This window comes from Streptomyces sp. NPDC050546 (assembly GCF_044457425.1).
Lineage (GTDB): Bacteria > Actinomycetota > Actinomycetes > Streptomycetales > Streptomycetaceae > Streptomyces.
This window is the reverse complement of the sequence record NZ_JBITGX010000005.1, coordinates 307,263-324,864: the sequence shown is the minus strand read 5'-3', so window position 1 is coordinate 324,864 and position 17,602 is coordinate 307,263. Positions and strand designations below refer to the sequence as shown.

General features: G+C 70.8%; 17 protein-coding genes and 1 pseudogene. 5 read left to right on the top strand and 13 right to left on the bottom strand.

The genetic code is table 11. The features are described from left to right. Nucleotides 1-105: 105 nt before the first annotated feature. A pseudogene (locus tag ACIBK5_RS15265) lies at nucleotides 106-513 on the bottom strand (TetR family transcriptional regulator C-terminal domain-containing protein); the annotation flags it as partial. A gap of 166 nt (nucleotides 514-679) precedes the next feature. On the opposite strand from ACIBK5_RS15265, the gene ACIBK5_RS15260 reads away from it, so the two are divergent. Beyond that, the gene (locus ACIBK5_RS15260) at nucleotides 680-3,112 is read left to right on the top strand and encodes a glycoside hydrolase family 3 protein (RefSeq protein WP_399020017.1); all 2,433 of its coding nucleotides are present in this window, start codon (nucleotides 680-682) and stop codon (nucleotides 3,110-3,112) included. Between the two features lie 100 nt (nucleotides 3,113-3,212). On the opposite strand, the gene ACIBK5_RS15255 is transcribed toward ACIBK5_RS15260, so the two are convergent. Both ACIBK5_RS15255 and ACIBK5_RS15250 read right to left on the bottom strand, forming a co-directional pair. Further along, complete coding sequence (locus tag ACIBK5_RS15255; RefSeq protein ID WP_399019713.1) at nucleotides 3,213-4,184, bottom strand: aldose epimerase family protein; 972 nt, start codon at nucleotides 4,182-4,184, stop codon at nucleotides 3,213-3,215. A 27-nt stretch (nucleotides 4,185-4,211) separates the two neighbouring features. Continuing rightward, nucleotides 4,212-5,099 (bottom strand): SGNH/GDSL hydrolase family protein, encoded by an 888-nt coding sequence (locus ACIBK5_RS15250; protein WP_399019711.1) that lies wholly within the window; start codon nucleotides 5,097-5,099, stop codon nucleotides 4,212-4,214. A 258-nt stretch (nucleotides 5,100-5,357) separates the two neighbouring features. On the opposite strand from ACIBK5_RS15250, the gene ACIBK5_RS15245 reads away from it, so the two are divergent. Beyond that, entirely contained in the window at nucleotides 5,358-5,852 is a 495-nt protein-coding gene (locus ACIBK5_RS15245) for a DUF3145 domain-containing protein (protein WP_382493011.1), read from the top strand. 199 nt (nucleotides 5,853-6,051) lie between these two features. On the opposite strand, the gene fabF is transcribed toward ACIBK5_RS15245, so the two are convergent. The 5 genes from fabF to fasR form a co-directional block, all read right to left on the bottom strand. Continuing rightward, complete coding sequence (gene fabF / locus ACIBK5_RS15240) at nucleotides 6,052-7,323, bottom strand: beta-ketoacyl-ACP synthase II (RefSeq protein WP_399019709.1); 1,272 nt, start codon at nucleotides 7,321-7,323, stop codon at nucleotides 6,052-6,054. Nucleotides 7,324-7,408: 85 nt separating this feature from the next. Next, the gene (locus ACIBK5_RS15235) at nucleotides 7,409-7,657 is read right to left on the bottom strand and encodes an acyl carrier protein (protein ID WP_003989952.1); all 249 of its coding nucleotides are present in this window, start codon (nucleotides 7,655-7,657) and stop codon (nucleotides 7,409-7,411) included. Nucleotides 7,658-7,737: 80 nt separating this feature from the next. Next, a complete protein-coding gene (locus ACIBK5_RS15230) occupies nucleotides 7,738-8,739 on the bottom strand; it encodes a ketoacyl-ACP synthase III (RefSeq protein WP_193477752.1) in 1,002 nt (333 codons plus the stop codon). Nucleotides 8,740-8,764: 25 nt separating this feature from the next. Continuing rightward, the gene (locus ACIBK5_RS15225) at nucleotides 8,765-9,694 is read right to left on the bottom strand and encodes an ACP S-malonyltransferase (RefSeq protein ID WP_399019706.1); all 930 of its coding nucleotides are present in this window, start codon (nucleotides 9,692-9,694) and stop codon (nucleotides 8,765-8,767) included. An 89-nt stretch (nucleotides 9,695-9,783) separates the two neighbouring features. Continuing rightward, entirely contained in the window at nucleotides 9,784-10,989 is a 1,206-nt protein-coding gene (gene fasR, locus ACIBK5_RS15220; protein ID WP_399019704.1) for a fatty acid biosynthesis transcriptional regulator FasR, read from the bottom strand. A gap of 59 nt (nucleotides 10,990-11,048) precedes the next feature. Here fasR and ACIBK5_RS15215 point away from each other — a divergent pair, with 59 nt between their 5' ends. After that, a complete protein-coding gene (locus ACIBK5_RS15215) occupies nucleotides 11,049-11,702 on the top strand; it encodes a pirin family protein (protein WP_399019702.1) in 654 nt (217 codons plus the stop codon). 10 nt (nucleotides 11,703-11,712) lie between these two features. On the opposite strand, the gene ACIBK5_RS15210 is transcribed toward ACIBK5_RS15215, so the two are convergent. Beyond that, on the bottom strand, nucleotides 11,713-12,528 hold the full coding sequence (locus tag ACIBK5_RS15210) for a serine hydrolase domain-containing protein (protein ID WP_399019700.1): 816 nt from the start codon (nucleotides 12,526-12,528) through the stop codon (nucleotides 11,713-11,715). 18 nt (nucleotides 12,529-12,546) lie between these two features. Then, nucleotides 12,547-13,017: a GNAT family N-acetyltransferase gene (locus ACIBK5_RS15205; RefSeq protein WP_399019698.1), complete on the bottom strand. Its 471-nt coding sequence runs from the start codon at nucleotides 13,015-13,017 to the stop codon at nucleotides 12,547-12,549. 98 nt (nucleotides 13,018-13,115) lie between these two features. On the opposite strand from ACIBK5_RS15205, the gene ACIBK5_RS15200 reads away from it, so the two are divergent. Further along, nucleotides 13,116-13,580 (top strand): MerR family transcriptional regulator, encoded by a 465-nt coding sequence (locus tag ACIBK5_RS15200; RefSeq protein WP_399019696.1) that lies wholly within the window; start codon nucleotides 13,116-13,118, stop codon nucleotides 13,578-13,580. Next, a complete protein-coding gene (locus tag ACIBK5_RS15195; protein WP_399019694.1) occupies nucleotides 13,577-14,590 on the top strand; it encodes an aldo/keto reductase in 1,014 nt (337 codons plus the stop codon). The genes ACIBK5_RS15200 and ACIBK5_RS15195 overlap by 4 nt, the downstream gene beginning before the upstream one ends. Before the next feature lie 81 nt (nucleotides 14,591-14,671). On the opposite strand, the gene ACIBK5_RS15190 is transcribed toward ACIBK5_RS15195, so the two are convergent. From ACIBK5_RS15190 to ACIBK5_RS15180, 3 genes are all read right to left on the bottom strand, one after another. Further along, nucleotides 14,672-15,535 carry a DUF4429 domain-containing protein gene (locus tag ACIBK5_RS15190; RefSeq protein WP_399020016.1) on the bottom strand — a complete coding sequence of 288 codons (864 nt, stop codon included), beginning with the start codon at nucleotides 15,533-15,535 and terminating at the stop codon, nucleotides 14,672-14,674. Nucleotides 15,536-15,601: 66 nt separating this feature from the next. Then, nucleotides 15,602-16,810: an alpha/beta hydrolase gene (locus ACIBK5_RS15185; RefSeq protein ID WP_399019692.1), complete on the bottom strand. Its 1,209-nt coding sequence runs from the start codon at nucleotides 16,808-16,810 to the stop codon at nucleotides 15,602-15,604. A gap of 73 nt (nucleotides 16,811-16,883) precedes the next feature. Continuing rightward, a complete protein-coding gene (locus ACIBK5_RS15180; RefSeq protein WP_399019689.1) occupies nucleotides 16,884-17,516 on the bottom strand; it encodes a TetR family transcriptional regulator in 633 nt (210 codons plus the stop codon). Nucleotides 17,517-17,602 lie beyond the last annotated feature (86 nt).

Below are 17,602 nucleotides of genomic sequence, written 5' to 3'. Positions count from 1 at the left end.
CAGGCCTTCCGTCACGGTGGGGGTGCTGCGGTGGCTTGGTGCCGGACGGCCGCAGTATCGCGTGACGGGAGTGATCTACGCCATGGGTCGATGGGGGAGTGGTGCTCAGTCGGTGCTCTCGCCCAGCAGCGTCAGGAAGTCCCGGAACGCCGACGCCATGTCCACCGACTCCGGGTCCAGCAGCCACTGGTACTGCAGGCCGTCCAGGATCGCCACCAGCAGGGGCGCGGCCCGCTCGGGGGTGAGGCCGCTCGGCAGGCGGTCGCCGTACTCGGCGCGCAGCACCTCGGCCATGCCGGCGCGGACCCCGACGTAGCGCTCCGTGAAGTAGGCGCGGGCCGGATGGTCCTCCGTGACACTCTCGCCGAGCAGCGCCGAGAAGGTCTGGATGATGGCGGGACGCATCGCGTTGTACTCGACCAGCGAGGCCAGCAGGTCCAGCCGCAGCCGCCCGGCGGGCATCGCGTCCCAGCGGTCCCGCTCCTGGAGCACCGCGACCAGCAGTGCCTCCTCCCTTTGCGGCTAAACCGCCGCCGCTCTCGCGGACGTGGTTGCTCGCCGTGTGGGTTGCTCAATTATTGGTTGCGGTCGCGAGTCCTTCGCATGCTGCCGAGGCAGGATGAGGAGGACGTACATCGACTTCAACCAGGAGGCCGGCGTGGCGGAGAGAACACAGGCGATGCAGGACGCAGCCCGTGAGGTCGCCGTCGAGGCGGCCCTCGGCAAGCTCGACCTGGACGCCAAGGCACGGCTGCTGGCCGGGCAGGACTTGTGGAGCCTGCCCGCGCTGCCACAGGTCGGCCTGGCCTCGCTGGTCATGTCCGACGGTCCGATCGGCGTCCGCGGGGTGCAGTGGAGCGCCGACGACCCGTCCGTCGCCCTGCCCTCACCGACCGCCCTCGCCGCCACCTGGGACCCCGGACTCGCCCGCCGGGCAGGTGTGCTGCTGGCCCAGGAGGCCCGCCGCAAGGGCGTCCACGTCCTGCTCGCCCCCACGGTCAACCTGCACCGCTCCCCGCTGGGCGGCCGCCACTTCGAGGCCTACAGCGAGGACCCGTACCTCACGGGCCGGATCGGCACCGAGTACGTCCGGGGCGTCCAGTCCGGCGGCGTCGGCACCACTGTCAAGCACTTCGTCGCCAACGACGCCGAGACCGACCGCCTCACGGTGAACAACCTGGTGAGCGAACGCGCCCTGCGCGAGCTGTACCTGGCCCCCTTCGAGGCGATCGTCGCGGGCGCCCACCCCTGGGGCATCATGACCGCCTACAACTCCGTCAACGGCCCGACCATGACCGAGCACCACCACCTGGTCAACGAGGTCCTGCGTGGCGAGTGGGGCTTCGACGGGATCAACGTCTCCGACTGGACCGCCGCCCGCTCCACCACCGGCGCCCTCACCGGCGGCCTGGACATCGCGATGCCCGGCCCGCGGACCGTCTACGGCGAGGCCCTCGCGCAGGCCGTGCGGGACGGCGAGGCGGACGAGGCGCAGGTCGACGAGGCCGTCCGGCGCGTCCTGCGCCTCGCCGCCCGGGTCGGCATCCTGGACGGCGCCGAACCGGTCGTCACCGAACCGCCCGCACCCGTCGACGGCGAGGCACTCGCCCGGGAGATCGCCCGCCGCTCCTTCGTCCTCGTCCGCAACGAGTCAGGCGCGCTGCCGCTGAAGCCCGGCAGCGTCGCGCTGATCGGCGCCGCCGCCCGCGACGCCCGCGTCCTCGGCGGCGGCTCCGCCACGGTCTTCCCCGCCCGGACCGTCTCCCCGCTCGACGGCCTCACCGCCGCCCTCCCCGACGGCAGCGTCACCTTTGCCCTCGGCGCCGACCCCAACACCGAACTCCCCGTCGCCGGACCGGGCTTCGAGCTGCGCGCGGTCTGCCGCGACAGCGACGGCACCGTCATCGGCACCCGCTCGGCGCCCAGCGGCCACATCCAGTGGATGGGCGCCGACCTGCCCGACGGCGTCACCCACGACACCCTGCACAGCGTCGAACTGACCGGTACCCTCACCCCGCGCGAGACCGGCACGCACACCTTCGGCTTCAAGGGGCTCGGCCTCTTCAGGCTGACCGTCGCGGGCACCACGTACTTCGACGACGTCCAGCGCCCCGCCGAGGACGGCGACCCCTTCGCCGCCTTCTTCGGCGCCCCGGTGCCCCACGCCCGCGTCGAACTCACCGCGGGCGACCCGGTCGAGGTCTCCCTCACCTACACCGTCCCGCCGCCCGACGGCCACCCCATGCGGGTCATCGGCTTCACCCTGGCCCACCAGGACCCGCAGCGCGACCCCGACGAGCTGATCGCCGAGGCCGCCGCTGCCGCCCGCGCCGCCGACACGGCCGTCGTCGTGGTCGCCACCACCGACCGCGTCGAGTCCGAGGGCTTCGACCGCACCGACCTGCGCCTCCCCGGCCGCCAGGACGACCTGGTCCGTGCCGTAGCCGCCGCCAACCCGAACACCGTCGTGGTCGTCAACTCCGGCTCCCCGGTGGAACTGCCCTGGCGCGACGACGTCGCCGCCGTGCTCCTGAGCTGGTTCCCCGGCCAGGAGGGCGGCGCGGCCCTCGCGGACGTGCTCACCGGCGCCCAGGAGCCCGGCGGCCGCCTGCCCACCACCTGGGGCTCCCTGACCGACGCCCCGGTCACCCAGGTCGTCCCGGAGGGCGGCGAACTCCCCTACGACGAAGGCGTCTTCATCGGCTACCGCGCCTGGGAGCAACAGGGCCGCACCCCCGCCTACCCCTTCGGCCACGGCCTCGGCTACACCGACTGGACCTACGAGTCGGTCGAGGTCGCCGGGAGCGCCGAAGGGACCACCGCGAAGGTCCGCCTCCGCAACACCGGCGACCGCCCGGGCCGCGAGGTCGTCCAGCTCTACCTCGCCCCGAGCGAGCCCGACCCCACCCGTCCGGCGCGCTGGCTGGCCGGCTTCGCGAGCGTCGAGGCCGCACCGGGCGAGAGCGCCGAGGCGACCGTCGAACTGCCGCGCCGCGCCTTCGAGAGCTGGGACGAGACGAACGCCTCGTGGTCGTTTGTGAAGGGTTCGTACGAGATCCAGGTGGCGCGCTCGATCACCGACCGCAGGATCACCGCGACGATTAACGTCTGATCCGGGACGAGTTCCCCACTGAGCAGCCCCGGTCCGGGACCTGACCCCTGGACCGGGGCTCGTGGGTTTCCGGGGCCGCGACGGTTTCCCGGCCTGTGACTCAGCGGGTGCCGAACCCGTACACCGTCTCCGAGCGGAACACCTCGCCCGGCCGCAGCACCGTGGTCGGGAAGTCCGGCCGGTTCGGGGAGTCGGGGAAGTGCTGGGTCTCCAGCGCGATGCCGTCGCCGGGCGCGAAGGGCTCGCTCAGATGGTCGGCGGTGTACAGCTGGAGTCCGGGCTCGGTCGTCGCCACCGTCAGCACCCGCCCCGACGCCGGGTCGTGCAGTTCGGCGACCTCCACCGGGACGTCCGCCACGCCCTTGTCCAGCACGAAGTTGTGGTCGTAGCCGGAGCCGACCTTGCGGGCCTCACGGAAGTCGAAGCGCGTGCCGGTCACGTCGTCCAGGCCGCCGGCCGGGATCAGGTCCGCGTCGACCGGCGTGTACCGGGAGGCGGCCAGCCGCAGTTCATGGCCGCCCGCGTCGCCGGAACAGCCCAGGTTGAAGTAGCTGTGGTTCGTCAGGTTCACCACGGTCGGCGCGTCCGTCACGGCCTCGTAGGCGATCCGCAGCGCGCCGCTCTCCCGCAGCGTGTACGTCGCCGAGACCTCCAGCCGCCCCGGGAACCCTTCTTCACCGTGCGGACTGACCCGGCTGAGCCGCACACCGTGCTCGACCGGGGCCGCGTCCCACACCCGCTTGTCGAAGCCGTGCAACCCGCCGTGCAGCGAGTTCGGCGCGTTGTTCGGTTCCAGGGCGTACGTCCGACCGTCCAGCGGGAAACGGCCGCCCGCGATCCGGTTGGCGTACCGCCCGATCAGGGCTCCGAGGTAGGGCCCGGGGTGGGCGAGATAGCCCTCGAGATCCGGGAACCCCAGCACCACGTTCCCGGCCCGGCCCTCCCGGTCCGGCACCTCGACGGACTGCACGATCCCGCCGTACGACAGCACCCGCACCCGCACGCCCGCCCGCTCCAGGGTCCAGCGGTGCACCGGCGTGCCGTCGGAAAGTGTGCCGAAGAGTTCGTTCATGTGCGGAACTCTAGGGCAGGGCCTGCGTCAGCGGTCCTTCGCCGTGACCGTGCGGTACGCGATCTCCGCCAACCGGGCCTGTCCGTTCACGCTGGGGTGGAAGTAGTCCCAGCGGCTCAACTGAGCCGTGCCGAAGCGGTAGTCGTACACCGCGTTTCCGTCGTACCGGCACCTCTTGTCCTCGGCGCAGACCTCCTTCAGGACCTTGTTGTAGTCCTCCACCCGCTTCTGCACCGTGTCCCGCCGCAGGGTCGCCGCCGAGTCCAGGGCGTCCGCGTCGCCCAGCATCGACGGGCAGATGCCCAGCTGCCACACCTGCTTGCCCAACGGGCTGTTGCGGCCCTGCGACCACAGCCGCTTCAGGTTCGGCACGCTCGCCACGAACACCTGTGCCTTGGGCAGAGCCTCGCGCAGGGTGCGCAGCGCGTCCTCGAAGTCGCTGCGGAAGGAGGAGACCGGGGTCATCGCCGCCGTGGAGGACCGGCAGGCGTCGTTCGCCCCGGCCATCACCGTCACCAGCTGCGGTTTCCGCCGCACCGCCTGGGTCATCTGCCCGGGCAGATCGGCCATCCGGGCCCCCGTCACGGCGTAGTTCCAGCTCCGCTCGGCGGCCCTGGCCCGCCCCAGCAGCCGGACGGCGAGAGAGTCCACCTGAGGGCTGGCGCCGGTCGCCCAGGACGCCTCCGGACAGTCCTGCAGCACGTCACAGGCGTCGAAACCGCGCGTGATGGAGTCACCGACGGCCGCGACGGAACTCGGGCTCCGGTCCCACAGGGGCGTGGGTCTGGGCGACGGCTTGGCGCTGGCGGACGGGGCGGGAGAATTGCCCCCCACGGCGTCACATCCCGTGACCCCCAGGGCAGTCGCCACGGCCACGGCGGCAACGATCCGTGAGCGGTGGCTTCGCTTCCGCATGCCTGTTCCATCCCCTCGCCGCGCCATGGCTGTCTCCCCACCCATTAACAACGCACGAGGGTTCCCGACCGATCAGGTGCAACGGCTCACACCCGTACAAGCGTCCCCCTGGGTGAATGGCGGGCGTTTCCCGGCACCGGGACCGACCGTACGTCACACTCCTTGCGCCACCGCACGGTAGCCTCGCCATCAACGTGACCCGCCCGGTCACAGCCGTTCCGCCCGTTCAAAGATGGTCCGCTCTGCCCGGAGGTTCCGGTGACGACCCGTGGAGTTCTGTACATGCACTCCGCGCCGCGCGCGCTGTGCCCGCACGTCGAGTGGGCCATCGCCGGGGTGCTCGGCACACGCGTCAGCCTGGACTGGATCCGCCAGCCCGCCGCGCCGGGCACCTGGCGCTCGGAGTTCTCCTGGCAGGGCCAGCCGGGCACGGCGTCGAAGCTGGCGTCCGCCCTGCGGGGCTGGCAGCTGCTGCGCTTCGAGGTGACGGCCGAGCCCTGCCCCACCGCCGAGGGCGAACGCTACAGCTGCACCCCCGACCTGGGCATCTTCCACGCCGTCACCGGCATCCACGGCGACATCCTCATCCCCGAGGACCGCCTGCGCGCGGCCCTGCAACGCTCCCAGCGCGGCGAGACCGACCTGGAGGCCGAGCTCAACAAACTCCTCGGCAAGCCCTGGGACGACGAACTGGAACCGTTCCGCTACGCAGGAGAAGGCGCCCCGGTCCGCTGGCTCCACCAGGTGGTGTGACGCCCTTCTTTTCTTGGGGGCGCGGGGCTGTTTCGATGTGCGGCTCCGCCGCGTGGGCGCGACACACAACGCGTTTTTCAGGGGCGCGGGGAACTGCGCGAACAACCCCCACCGGCCGTCACTCGGCACACAACACGTCAGAAACGGCGATTGGCCCGAACCCCCCTCAGGGAGTCCGGGCCAATCGCCGTAAAGACGATCAAACCGTCCGGAACGCCAGCACCACGTTGTGCCCACCGAACCCGAACGAGTCGTTCAACGCGGCGATCCGCCCATCCACCGGCAGCTTCCGAGCCTCACCACGAACCACGTCCGCGTTCGCCTCGGCCTCCGGGTCAAGGTTCTCGACATTGATGGTCGGCGGAGCCACCCGGTGGTACAGCGCGAGCACGGTCGCAACCGTCTCGACACCACCCGCACCACCCAGCAGATGCCCGGTCATCGACTTCGTCGCCGACACCGCGAAATGGTCGGCGTCGTCACCGAACACCTTCCGCAGCGCCTTCAGCTCGGCGATGTCACCGGCCGGCGTCGACGTGGCATGCGCGTTGACATGCACGATCTCCGCCGGATCCAGGTCGTTGCGCTCCAGCAGGTGCTGCAGGGCCTGCGAGATGCCCCGCCCCTCCGGCTCCGGCTGCACGATGTCGTGGGCGTCGGCCGAGATGCCCTGGCCGACCGCCTCGGCGTACACCCGCGCACCGCGCTTCGCGGCGTGCTCGGCGGACTCCAGGACGACGACACCGGCGCCCTCACCGAGGACGAAGCCGTCGCGGGCCACGTCGTAGGGACGCGACGCGCCCTGCGGGTCGTCGTTGTTCTTGGACATCGCCATCATGTTGCCGAACGCGGCGATCGGCAGCGGGTGGATCGCCGCCTCCGTGCCACCCGCGACGACGACGTCGGCGCGACCGGTGCGGATCATCTCGATGGCGTAGCCGATGGCCTCGGCGCCCGAGGCACAGGCGGAGACCGGCGTGTGCACGCCCGCCCGGGCACCCACGGCCAACCCCACGTTGGCCGACGGGCTGTTGGGCATCAGCATGGGCACGGTGTGCGGGGAGACGCGGCGAACGCCCTTCTCCTTCAGCACGTCGTACTGGTCGAGCAGGGTCGTCACGCCGCCGATGCCGGAGGCGATGACCGCGCCGAGCCGGTCCGGGTCGACGTTCGGGTCCTCGTCGGCGCTCGCTTCGAAACCGGCGTCGGCCCAGGCCTCCTTGGCCGCGATCAGCGCGAACTGCGCCGAGCGGTCCAGGCGGCGGGCCTGCGGCCGGGGGATGACCTCGGTCGGCTCCACGGCGACCGGGGCCGCGATACGGACCGCCTGCTCGGCGGCCCACTCCTGCTCCAGGGGCTTGACGCCGGAACGTCCGGCGATCAGGCCCTCCCAGGTAGAGGCTGCGTCGCCACCCAGCGGTGTGGTTGCGCCGATACCGGTGACGACCACGGTGCGATTGGTCGGGCTCACGGGAATTCTTTCTCCAACGGATACGAGGATTAAGCGGCGCCACCGCCGGGTGGCGGGGCAGTAGGCCCAGGGCCTGGTCGGACGATCAGCCCTGGTGCTTGAGGATGTAGTCGGTCGCGTCGCCGACGGTCTTGAGGTTCTTGACGTCCTCGTCCGGGATCTTGACGTCGAAGCGCTCTTCGGCGGCGACGACGACCTCGACCATGGACAGCGAGTCGACGTCCAGGTCGTCGGTGAAGGACTTGTCCAGCTGGACGTCCTCAACCGGGATGCCGGCGATCTCGTTCACGATCTCGGCGAGACCGGCGACGATCTCTTCCTGAGTGGCGGCCATGTTGGCGCTCCTTCGTAGATATCCAGAGGGTGTGGCAGGTGTTTCCTTCGTGCCGGACCGCATGATCCGGCACGGAGTGCCTAGGGGAGGGTAACGACAGTCGCGGCGTAGACGAGACCCGCCCCGAAGCCGATGACGAGCGCGGTGTCGCCGCTCTTCGCCTCACCGGTCGCCAGGAGCCGCTCCATCGCGAGCGGGATCGAGGCGGCCGAGGTGTTGCCGGTGGTGCGTACGTCACGGGCGACCGTGACGGACTCCGGCAGCTTGAGTGTCTTCACCATCGAGTCGATGATCCGCTCGTTGGCCTGGTGCGGAATGAAGACGTCCAGGTCGTCCGCGGAGATGCCGGCGGCGTCCAGCGCCTCCTTGGCGACCTTCGCCATCTCGAACACGGCCCAGCGGAAGACCGCCTGGCCCTCCTGCGTGATGGCGGGGAACTTGGCGACCTCGCCGGAACGGTAGTCCGTCCACGGCACGGTCTGCTTGATGGTCTCGGACTTGTCGCCCTCGGAGCCCCAGACCGTGGGGCCGATGGCGGGCTCCTGGGCCGGGCCCACGACGACCGCGCCGGCACCGTCGCCGAACAGGAAGGCCGTCGCCCGGTCCTCCAGGTCGGTGAGGTCGCTCAGGCGCTCCACGCCGATGACGAGGACGTACTCGGCTGAGCCCTCGACGATCATGCCCTTGGCGAGGGTCAGGCCGTAGCCGAAGCCCGCGCAGCCGGCCGAGATGTCGAAGGCGGCGGCCTTGTTCGTGCCGAGCTTGTCGGCGATCTCGGTGGCGACGGCCGGGGTCTGCTTGAAGTGCGAGACGGTCGAGACGATCACTCCGCCGATCTGCTCGGCGGAGATCCCGGCGTCGGCGATCGCCTTGCCGGAGGCCTCGACCGACATCGCGGCCACGGTCTCCTCGTCGTTCGCCCAGTGCCGCGTCTCGATCCCGGAGCGCGAGCGGATCCACTCGTCGGACGAGTCGATCGTCTCGAGGATCACCTCGTTCGGCACGACCCGGGTCGGACGGTAGCCGCCGACGCCGAGGATGCGCGCGTACGGGGCGCCCTTGCTGGGCTTGATCTTCGCCATGCGGACGGCTCCTTGGGGGCGGCGGTCAGGCGTGCTCGGCGATGAGCTCGCGAGCCGCGTCGAGGTCGGCGGGGGACTTCAGGGCCAGCGTCTTCACACCGGGCAGAGCACGCTTGGCGAGACCGGTGAGGGTACCGCCGGGGCACACCTCGATCAGGGCCGTGACGCCGAGCTCCTTGAAGGTCTCCATGCACAGGTCCCAGCGGACCGGGTTGGCGACCTGACCGACCAGACGGTCCAGCACCTCGGTGCCGGCGGCGACGGACCGCCCGTCCTTGTTCGAGACGTAGGTGACCTGCGGGTCGCCGGGCGTCAGGGCCTCGGCGGCCTTCGCCAGCGTGTCGACCGCGGGGGCCATGTGATGCGTGTGGAAGGCGCCGGCGACCTTCAGCGCGACGACCTTGCGCACGCCATCGGGCTTGTCCGCCTCCAGCGCGGCGAGCTGCTCCTTCGTACCGGCCGCGACGATCTGGCCCGCGCCGTTGATGTTCGCCGGGGTCAGGCCCAGCTTCTCCAGGTGCGAAACCGTCACTTCCGGGTCACCGCCCAGCAGGGCCGCCATGCCGGTCTCCGTGACGGCGGCGGCCTCGGCCATGGCGAGCCCGCGGGTGCGGACGAGGCGGACGGCCTCCTCGTGCGGGAGCACACCGGCGAGCGAGGCGGCGGTGAACTCGCCGACGCTGTGCCCGGCGATGGCGCCGACCTTGCGGGGCAGTTCGGCCGGGTCGTCGAACAGCGTGTACGTGGACGCCAGTCCGGCCGCGACCAGCAGCGGCTGCGCCACCGCGGTGTCGCGGATCTCGTCCGCGTCGGCCTCGGTGCCGTAACGGATCAGGTCGAGGCCCGCGGCGTCGGACCATGCCTCGAGGGCACCGCGGACACCGGGGAAGTCGAGCCATGCGGACAGGAAGCCGGGCGTCTGGGCGCCCTGGCCGGGAGCGACGAGTACGAGCACTCTCACACTCTCTCTTGGGTACGGGCACGGCCGCCCGTGGGGACAGGGACGAAGAACACGAGGGGGTTTTGTCGGGCTCCGACAAAACCTTAGGGCTGGAGATCTCCATCGACCAGACGCCCCAGGATCAGAGCGATCCGCAGCGTGAACGCAGAGCGTACATCGGAGGGTGACCAGCCGGTGACGTCAGTCACACGTCGAAGCCGGTAGCGGACGGTGTTGGGATGCACGAACAGCATGCGGGCGGCGCCCTCGAGACTGCTCGCCTGTTCGAGATAGACGCTGAGGGTCTCCAGGAGCGCGGCCCCGGCCTCCTCCAGTGGTCTGTAGATCTCCTCCACCAGTTGCTCACGGGCCGCGGGGTCACCGGCGATCGCGCGCTCCGGGAGCAGATCGTCGGCCAGCACCGGGCGCGGGGCGTCCTGCCAGGCAGAACCCGCTTTCAGCCCCGCCGCCGCGGCCTGCGCGGACCGGGTCGCGGCCAGCAGGTCCGGCACCACCGGGCCCGCCACGACCGGTCCGGCCGCGTACGGGCCGATGAGCGACTTGGCGACGGCCAGCGGGTTGTCGCTGCCGCCCGCGATGACCACGAGCCGGTCCCCGAGCACACCGGTCAGCACCTGGAGCTTGGCGTGCCGGGCGGCGCGCCTGATGGCCTCGACGGTCAGTTCGGAGTCGCCGTCGGGTGCGGTGCCGAGTACCACGCACACGTGTTCGGGCGAGTTCCAGCCGAGGGCGGCGGCCCGCGACACGGCTCCTTCGTCGGCCTCGCCGCTGAGCACCGCGTTCACGACCAGGGACTCCAGCCGGGCGTCCCAGGCACCGCGTGCCTCGGCGGCCTGCGCGTACACCTGGGCGGTGGCGAAGGCGATCTCCCGGGCGTAGACGAGCAGCGCCTCGCGCAGCACGCTCTCGTCGCCGGGGGCCGCGACCTCGTCGATCGCGCTCTCCATGACCTCGATGGTGGTGCGCACCATCTCCACGGTCTGCCGCAGCGTGATCGCCCGGGTCAGCTCGCGCGGCGCGGTTCCGAACACGTCGGTGGAGATGGCCTGCGGGGCGTCCGGATGCCGGAACCACTCGGTGAAGGCGGCGATACCCGCCTGCGCGACCAGACCGATCCAGGAACGGTTCTCCGGGGGCATGGCCCGGTACCAGGGCAGCGTCTCGTCCATCCGCGCGATGGCCTGCGCGGCGAGCGATCCGGACGACTCCACCAACCGCTTCAGCGTCGCGGAATGCGGGTGGGCGTCGTGTGCTGGGGCTGCGTTGTTGCTGGTTTCGGGTTCGGGCACGGGGACAAGACTGCCTTATCCGGACGGGAAGGTGCGTCGGCGGGTCTACGGTGGTCTCCGTGATGGACGTACGGCGCGCTCACGAGCGCTACCCCGGAGGGGAACCCGCCGCGGGGATCGAGACCTGGCACGCCTTCTCCTTCGGGCCCCACTACGACCCGGACAACCTCCGCTTCGGCGCGGTGATCGCCTGCAACGAGGAGCGGTTGGCCCCGGGAGCCGGCTTCGACGAGCATCCGCACAGCCACACCGAGATCGTGACGTGGGTCGTGGAGGGCGAGCTGACGCACCGGGACTCCACCGGGCACGAGTCGGTGGTGCGCCACGGGGACGTGCAGCGGCTCAGCTCGGCGGGTGGGGTACGTCACGTGGAGCGCAACGACGGCCCCGCCCCGCTGACCTTCGTGCAGATGTGGCTGGCCCCGCTCCGGCCCGGCGGCGACCCGTACTACGAGGTCGTCCACGGCATCGCCGACTCGACGCCCTACGCCGTCCCGGAAGCCGGCGCGATGCTGCACGTGCGGCGCCTCGCGGCGGGGGAGCGGACGGCGGTGCCGGACGGGGCGCACGCGTACGTGCATGTCGTACGGGGTGATGTACGCCTCGACGGCGAGGAACTGGGCGCGGGCGACGCGGCCCGCGTCACGGACGCCAAGTCCCTGGAGGCCGAGGGCGTGTCCGACGCCGAGTTGCTGATCTGGGAGATGTCCTAGGGTCCGCGGCCTAGAGCTCCGCGAGCACCGCGTCCGTGAACGCCGGCCATGCCTCGACCGCCCAGGGCCCGAACGCGCGGTCCGTCAGCGCGACACACGCGGCACGCGCGTCGGGGTCGATCCACAGGAACGTACCGGACTGCCCGAAATGCCCGAACGTGCGCGGTGAGGACGAGGATCCCGTCCAGTGCGGCGACTTGGAGTCGCGGATCTCGAAGCCGAGCCCCCAGTCGTTGGGGTTCTGGTGGCCGTACCCCGGCAGGACGCCCTTGGTGCCCGGGTAGGTCACCGTCATCGCCTCGGCGACCGTACGGGGGTCCAGCAGGCGCGGTGCCTGCACCTCGGCCGCGAACCGCAGCAGGTCCTCGGCCGTGGACACCCCGTCCTTGGCCGGAGAGCCCTCCAGGGCCGTCGAGGTCATCCCCAGCGGCTCCAGCACGGCCTGCCGTAGATACTCCCCGAAGGGGATGTCGGTCGCCTTCGCGATGTGGTCGCCCAACTGCTCGAAACCGGCGTTCGAGTACAGCCGCCGTTCCCCGGGCGGGGCCGTGACCTTGTGCTCGTCGAAGGCGAGGCCCGAGGTGTGCGCGAGCAGGTGCCGGACCGTCGACCCGGCCGGGCCGGCGGGCTCGTCGAGCTCGACCGCCCCCTCCTCGTACGCCACAAGCACCGCGTACGCCGCGAGCGGCTTGGTCACCGACGCGAGCGGGAACCGCCGTCCGGCCGGCCCATGGGTGCCGAGGACGGAGCCGTCCGCCCGGACGACACCCGCCGCGGCGGTGGGAACCGGCCAGTTCTCGATCAACGCGAGGCTCTTCAACGACATGCGTTCGAGCCTATGCGCTCACAGCGTCAGCTCCAGCAACGGGTCGGGCTTGGGCCGGAACCCCAGGGAGACGTACAGCGGCTCGGCCTCCGGTGAGGCGGTGAGCTGTACGCGTCGGGCGCCGTGTGTGCGGAACCAGTCCAGCAGGGTCTGCATGCAGGCGCGGGCATACCCGCGGCGCCGGGCGTCCGGGTCGGTGGCGACACTGAACACGAAGCCCACCTTGCCCTGCGGATCGCCCGACTTCCCGATGCGGTAGTCGATCGTCCCGGCCACCAGCGACGCCAGCGCCCCGGGCCGCTCCGGGTGGTCCACGACGAACGCCACGAAGTCCCCGCCCGATTCGCCCAGTTTGGTCTTCAGGGTGGGGAGGGACTCCCCGTGCCAGCGGGTGGAGGGGTCGCTTGCGAACAGCGAGTCGATCATGATTTGGCGCAGCCGCAGGACTTCCTCGGCGTCCTCGGGCAGGGCACGGCGTACAGAACTCATGACTCCGTACGCTAACCAGACGGATCAAGAAACGTCCTGCCCATTTCTTACCGTCCGCGCTTGCTTGGAGTGCACTCCAGGGTTCTAGCGTTGGGGTCATGACGGTGATGGAGACCACGGGGACCAGGACCGACACCTGCGCAGGCCCGCCGCGGCAGGACCGGCGCCCGGACGGTGAGGACCGCTACACGATCAGCGAGGTCGTCGCCTTCACCGGCCTGACGGCACACACCCTGCGCTGGTACGAGCGCATCGGCCTGATGCCGCACATCGACCGGTCCCACACGGGCCAGCGCCGCTACACCAACCGCGACCTCGACTGGCTCGACCTCGTCGGCAAGCTCCGCCTGACGGGCATGCCGGTCGCCGACATGGTCAGGTACGCGGAACTGGTGCGCGAGGGCGACCACACCTACGGCGAGCGCTTCGAGCTGCTCAAGACGACCCGCGAGGACGTCCTGGCCAGGATCGACGAACTCCGCGGCACGCTCGCCGTGCTCGACCGGAAGATCAGTTTCTACGCGGACGCCGGGCGTGCCCTGGCGTCGGAGAGGTCCCGATGACGGACGGCAGGATCACGACGGCGAAGCTCGGCGACGACGGCCCCGAGGTGGGCGTCCAGGGCCTCGGCTGCATGGGCATGAACTTCGGCTACGGCCCCTCGGACGCCGACGCCTCCCGGGCGACCCTGGAACGGGCACTGGAACTCGGCGTCACCCTCTACGACACGGCCGACGCGTACGGCGCCGGCGAGAACGAGCGGTTCCTTTCGCCGTTCTTCAAGGCTCACCGCGACGAACTCGTCATCGCGACCAAGTTCGCCCTGGCCATCCCCCCGGACGACCCGACACGCCGGATCATCCGCAACGACCCGCCCTACATCCGCCAGGCCGTCGAGGCGAGCCTGAAGCGCCTGGACGTCGACGTCATCGACCTCTACTACATGCACCGGCGCGATGTGAACGTGCCGATCGAGGAGAGCGTCGGCACCATGGCCGAGCTGGTCCGCGAGGGCAAGGTCAAGCACCTCGGCCTGAGTGAGGTCACGGCCGGCGAACTCCACGCCGCCCACGCCGTCCACCCCATCGCCGCCGTGCAGTCGGAGTGGTCGCTCTTCAGCCGGGACATCGAGACGAACGTCGTCCCGGCGGCGCGTGAGCTGGGTGTGACCCTGGTCTCGTACTCGCCTCTCGGACGCGGCTTCCTCACGGGCTCGTTCGCCAGCGCCGAGGACCTGTCGTCGGGCGACTTCCGACGCCAGCAGCCCCGCTTCACCGGGGACAACGCCGCCGCCAACGGGGCCCTGCTGGAGCCCGTCCGCACGGTCGCCGAGGCCCACGGCGCGTCGGTCGGCCAGATCGCCCTGGCCTGGGCCCACCAGCAGTCGTCCGTCCACGGCCTGCCGGTCATCCCGATCCCGGGCACCCGCAAGCCGACCAGGGTGGAGGAGAACACGGCGGCGACCAGGATCGTCCTCACCGACGACGAGCTGGCCCTCCTGGACCCGATCGCGTCCAAGGTGGCAGGCAACCGCTACGCGGACATGGCCTTCACTTCTGCCGGACGTGAGTGAAGCGGACTTAAGGGGCGCGGGGAACTGCGCGACAAGCCACGCACAACCCGCGCCCGCAAACCGCACCGCACCACGCAGACGCTAAAGCTCCGCCAACAACTCGGCCTTCTTCACAGAGAACTCCTCATCAGTCACCAGCCCGGCCTGATGCAACTCCCCGAGATGCCGAATCCGCTCGGCGATATCCGCGGGATCACGGCGCGGCCCAGCCGCGGACACAGCAGCCACCGGCTGAGACGTCCGCACCGCCGCCAACACCGCCGCAGCGAACGGCAGTGACTCGTGCACCGGCCCGTACCCCAGCCCGAACACCACCGCGGCAGGATCCTGGTCGGCCTGCGCGGCCGCCCCGCCCGCGTCCCGGTGCAGCAACCGCAGATGCCCTTCGAACACCTCGGGCGAGCGCCACTCGACCCCGTTCAGCTCCCCGACGGGGAAGTTCTGGTCGCCGGCCTTCCACTTCGCCGACGACGCCCCCGTCCAGAACCAGCGGAAGTTGACGGTCCGCCCGTCGAACGAGGCCTTCCCGTCGTACGCCTTGAACGACAACGGCCCCTTCGGCGGCTCCACCAGGAACCGCTCCGCGGGCCCGGACTCGGACTTCGCCAGCAGCGCCCGCAGTTCGTCGGCGTAGTACTCCGCGAGAACCTCGCGCTCGGCGGGCATCACCAGCCGGTAGGGGTCGCCGCTCTCCTTCAGCTGCCCGGCGGCCGCCTCCATCAAGGGGTCCGCGCCGGGCCGCGGCTCGACGCGCAGCACGACCGTGCCGCGTTTCCCCCGGGTCAGCGTCACCCCGGCGATCGCGTCCAGCGGGACACGGCGTTCCCCGAGTGCCTGAAAGAGCTTAGGTGTTCGAATCCCCCGTTCGTAGCGGATGAGCACGGAGTCGGACTCGAACTCCCAGGCGGCATGAAATCCGGCCAGTACGTCACCCATGCGGCTCATCGTATGCGGCACACGCTCCTCCGTCCCCCTCCCGAGCAGACCGCAATTCCTTCGCCTCTACGCGCGTCAGGCCGCCGCCGTGCCGGACAAACCGGTCCGGCAGACGCCGTCTTCGTGCGCGCAGTGCACCGAGCGGTATGCGCCAACGCCGATCTCTGCGAAATTCATCAGACTTGCCGTACCCGGCTCGAAGTAGCCGGCGTGCCCCTTCGCGCCCTGGGCCGACAGCACCCGCGCGCCGAACCCGGCGGACACCGGGTCGGCCCCGTGGCCGAGACCGCCGACCTCCAGGTAGGGCACGTCCTGGATCCAGTCGTCGGCGTCCCGCATGGCCCACACCCGGGCGCCGGTGTGCAGTTGGGCGGCCTTCTCGACGCGCATGCCGGGGCTGCCGGCCACCGCGATGTCGGACACCTTGGCCGGCAGCGAACGCGCCGCGACCCCGCACACCACGGAGCCGTAGCTGTGGCAGAACAGCGAGACCGGCTTGTCGCCGGGCAGCGCCCGCACCAGCGAGTTCAGCCGTACGGCGCCCTCCGCGGCGCGCATCGCCGTGGCCGAGTCGATGCCGAGTCCGCTGGGTGCCGTGTAGTCGGCCCAGGCGATCACGGCCGTACGCGTCGAGGGGCTCGCCGCCCGCTCGGCCTCGTGCAGGGACTCGGCCATGCCGACGGGCGCCGAGTACTTGCGCTGGGTGCGCTGGAAGGTGAGCAGGTCGGTGTCCACGCCGGGCACGACGACCGAGACCCGGTCCGCCTTGCGCAGATCGCCGAAGACCTCCGCCACCCGGCCCGAGCCCTCCGGGTCGAAGGCGAGGATGTGGCGGCCCTGCGCCAGGAGGTCTTCGAAGCGGTGCATCCTTCGGCCGGCCTCATGCTTCCCGACCGCCGTGAGGCGGCTGTCGTGCATGCGTTCCCGCTCGACCTTGCGTGCCTGCTCGAGCGCGACGCGATTGGCGCGATAGCGCAGCTCGACCGGGGCGCCGTTCATGTTGCCGACCGCGAGCGGATACTTGCGGACCAGGCTCGCGCGGTCGTGCTCGGTGAGAGAGGCGAAGAAGCGGGCGAGTTTCTTCGGCTGGGCCTGCGGGTCCGGCAGGCCGTGGCCGCCGATCCGGCCGTGCTCCCAGGCGGAGAGCGAGGCCTGGAGCGGCGTGTCGCCCCGCTGGTTGCGCAGGGCCGTCCAGCCGGTGGTCGCCAGCATCACGAACACGACGGCCAGAGCGAGCAGTGCGCGCCAGACGTTCAATTGCGGGGAGGTGTCGAAGGAAGTCACTGAAAGGACACACTAGGAGAACGAGAGGGTCTCGCGTTAACCAAGTGACCGGGATCACGTTTCGGTGTATGCGCTAAGGGGACTGCCCTGTACGCCAGTTCCCGGCAAGCGCCGGACCCACCTGATCCAGGTATGTCGTGGTGAGTTGGCGCATTCCCGCGAGGCTGAGTTCGTCCCCCGCGGACCACAGTCGCTCGGTGACCCGAATCACCCCGCCGAACAGGGCTACGACGATCCTGGGCCGCGGATCCGCGTCCACGTCCAGCCCCTCGCGCTCGGCGATGATGCGCGCGAGTTGCTCCTCCAGTTCCGCCGACCGCCGCAGATGGGCGGCGAACAGCGCGGGCGTCGACTCGATCACCCGGTAGACGCGCAGATGGAGGTCGATCGGCACGATCTCCTCCACGGCCTCGTTGATCGTGTCCCAGCTCTCCAGCACGGCCCGGCGCAGCGCCTCCAGCGGGCCCTCGTCCGGCGGGCGCACCTGAAGGGCCTGGACGACGAGCCCCTCCGCGAGCCGCGGCACGAAGAACGCCGTCTCCTCCTTGCCGGCGAAGTACCGGAAGAAGGTGCGCTGCGAGACGTCGACGGCGGCGGCGATGTCGTCGACGGTGGTCTCGTCGTACCCGCGCGTGGCGAACAGCTCCAGAGCGGCACGCAGCAGCGCGTCCCGGGTGCGCTGCTTCTTCCGTTCACGCAGGTTCAAGGCGTTCCGTTCCTCTCGTCTGAAGTGTTTTCCCAGTTCAGGCTATACGGGGATGTCATGTCAGTTACCGACTAGTGAATTGGTTT

Excerpts from the sequence above, each read along its gene's own strand:
- ACIBK5_RS15205 (WP_399019698.1), bottom strand. The coding sequence starts at position 13,017 with ATGAGTTCTGTACGCCGTGCCCTGCCCGAGGACGCCGAGGAAGTCCTG.
- ACIBK5_RS15200 (WP_399019696.1), top strand. The coding sequence starts at position 13,116 with ATGACGGTGATGGAGACCACGGGGACCAGGACCGACACCTGCGCAGGC.
- ACIBK5_RS15255 (WP_399019713.1), bottom strand. The coding sequence starts at position 4,184 with ATGAACGAACTCTTCGGCACACTTTCCGACGGCACGCCGGTGCACCGC.
- ACIBK5_RS15190 (WP_399020016.1), bottom strand. The coding sequence starts at position 15,535 with ATGAGCCGCATGGGTGACGTACTGGCCGGATTTCATGCCGCCTGGGAG.
- ACIBK5_RS15250 (WP_399019711.1), bottom strand. The coding sequence starts at position 5,099 with ATGCGGAAGCGAAGCCACCGCTCACGGATCGTTGCCGCCGTGGCCGTG.
- ACIBK5_RS15260 (WP_399020017.1), top strand. The coding sequence starts at position 680 with ATGCAGGACGCAGCCCGTGAGGTCGCCGTCGAGGCGGCCCTCGGCAAG.
- ACIBK5_RS15195 (WP_399019694.1), top strand. The coding sequence starts at position 13,577 with ATGACGGACGGCAGGATCACGACGGCGAAGCTCGGCGACGACGGCCCC.
- ACIBK5_RS15210 (WP_399019700.1), bottom strand. The coding sequence starts at position 12,528 with ATGTCGTTGAAGAGCCTCGCGTTGATCGAGAACTGGCCGGTTCCCACC.
- ACIBK5_RS15230 (WP_193477752.1), bottom strand. The coding sequence starts at position 8,739 with ATGGCGAAGATCAAGCCCAGCAAGGGCGCCCCGTACGCGCGCATCCTC.
- ACIBK5_RS15235 (WP_003989952.1), bottom strand. The coding sequence starts at position 7,657 with ATGGCCGCCACTCAGGAAGAGATCGTCGCCGGTCTCGCCGAGATCGTG.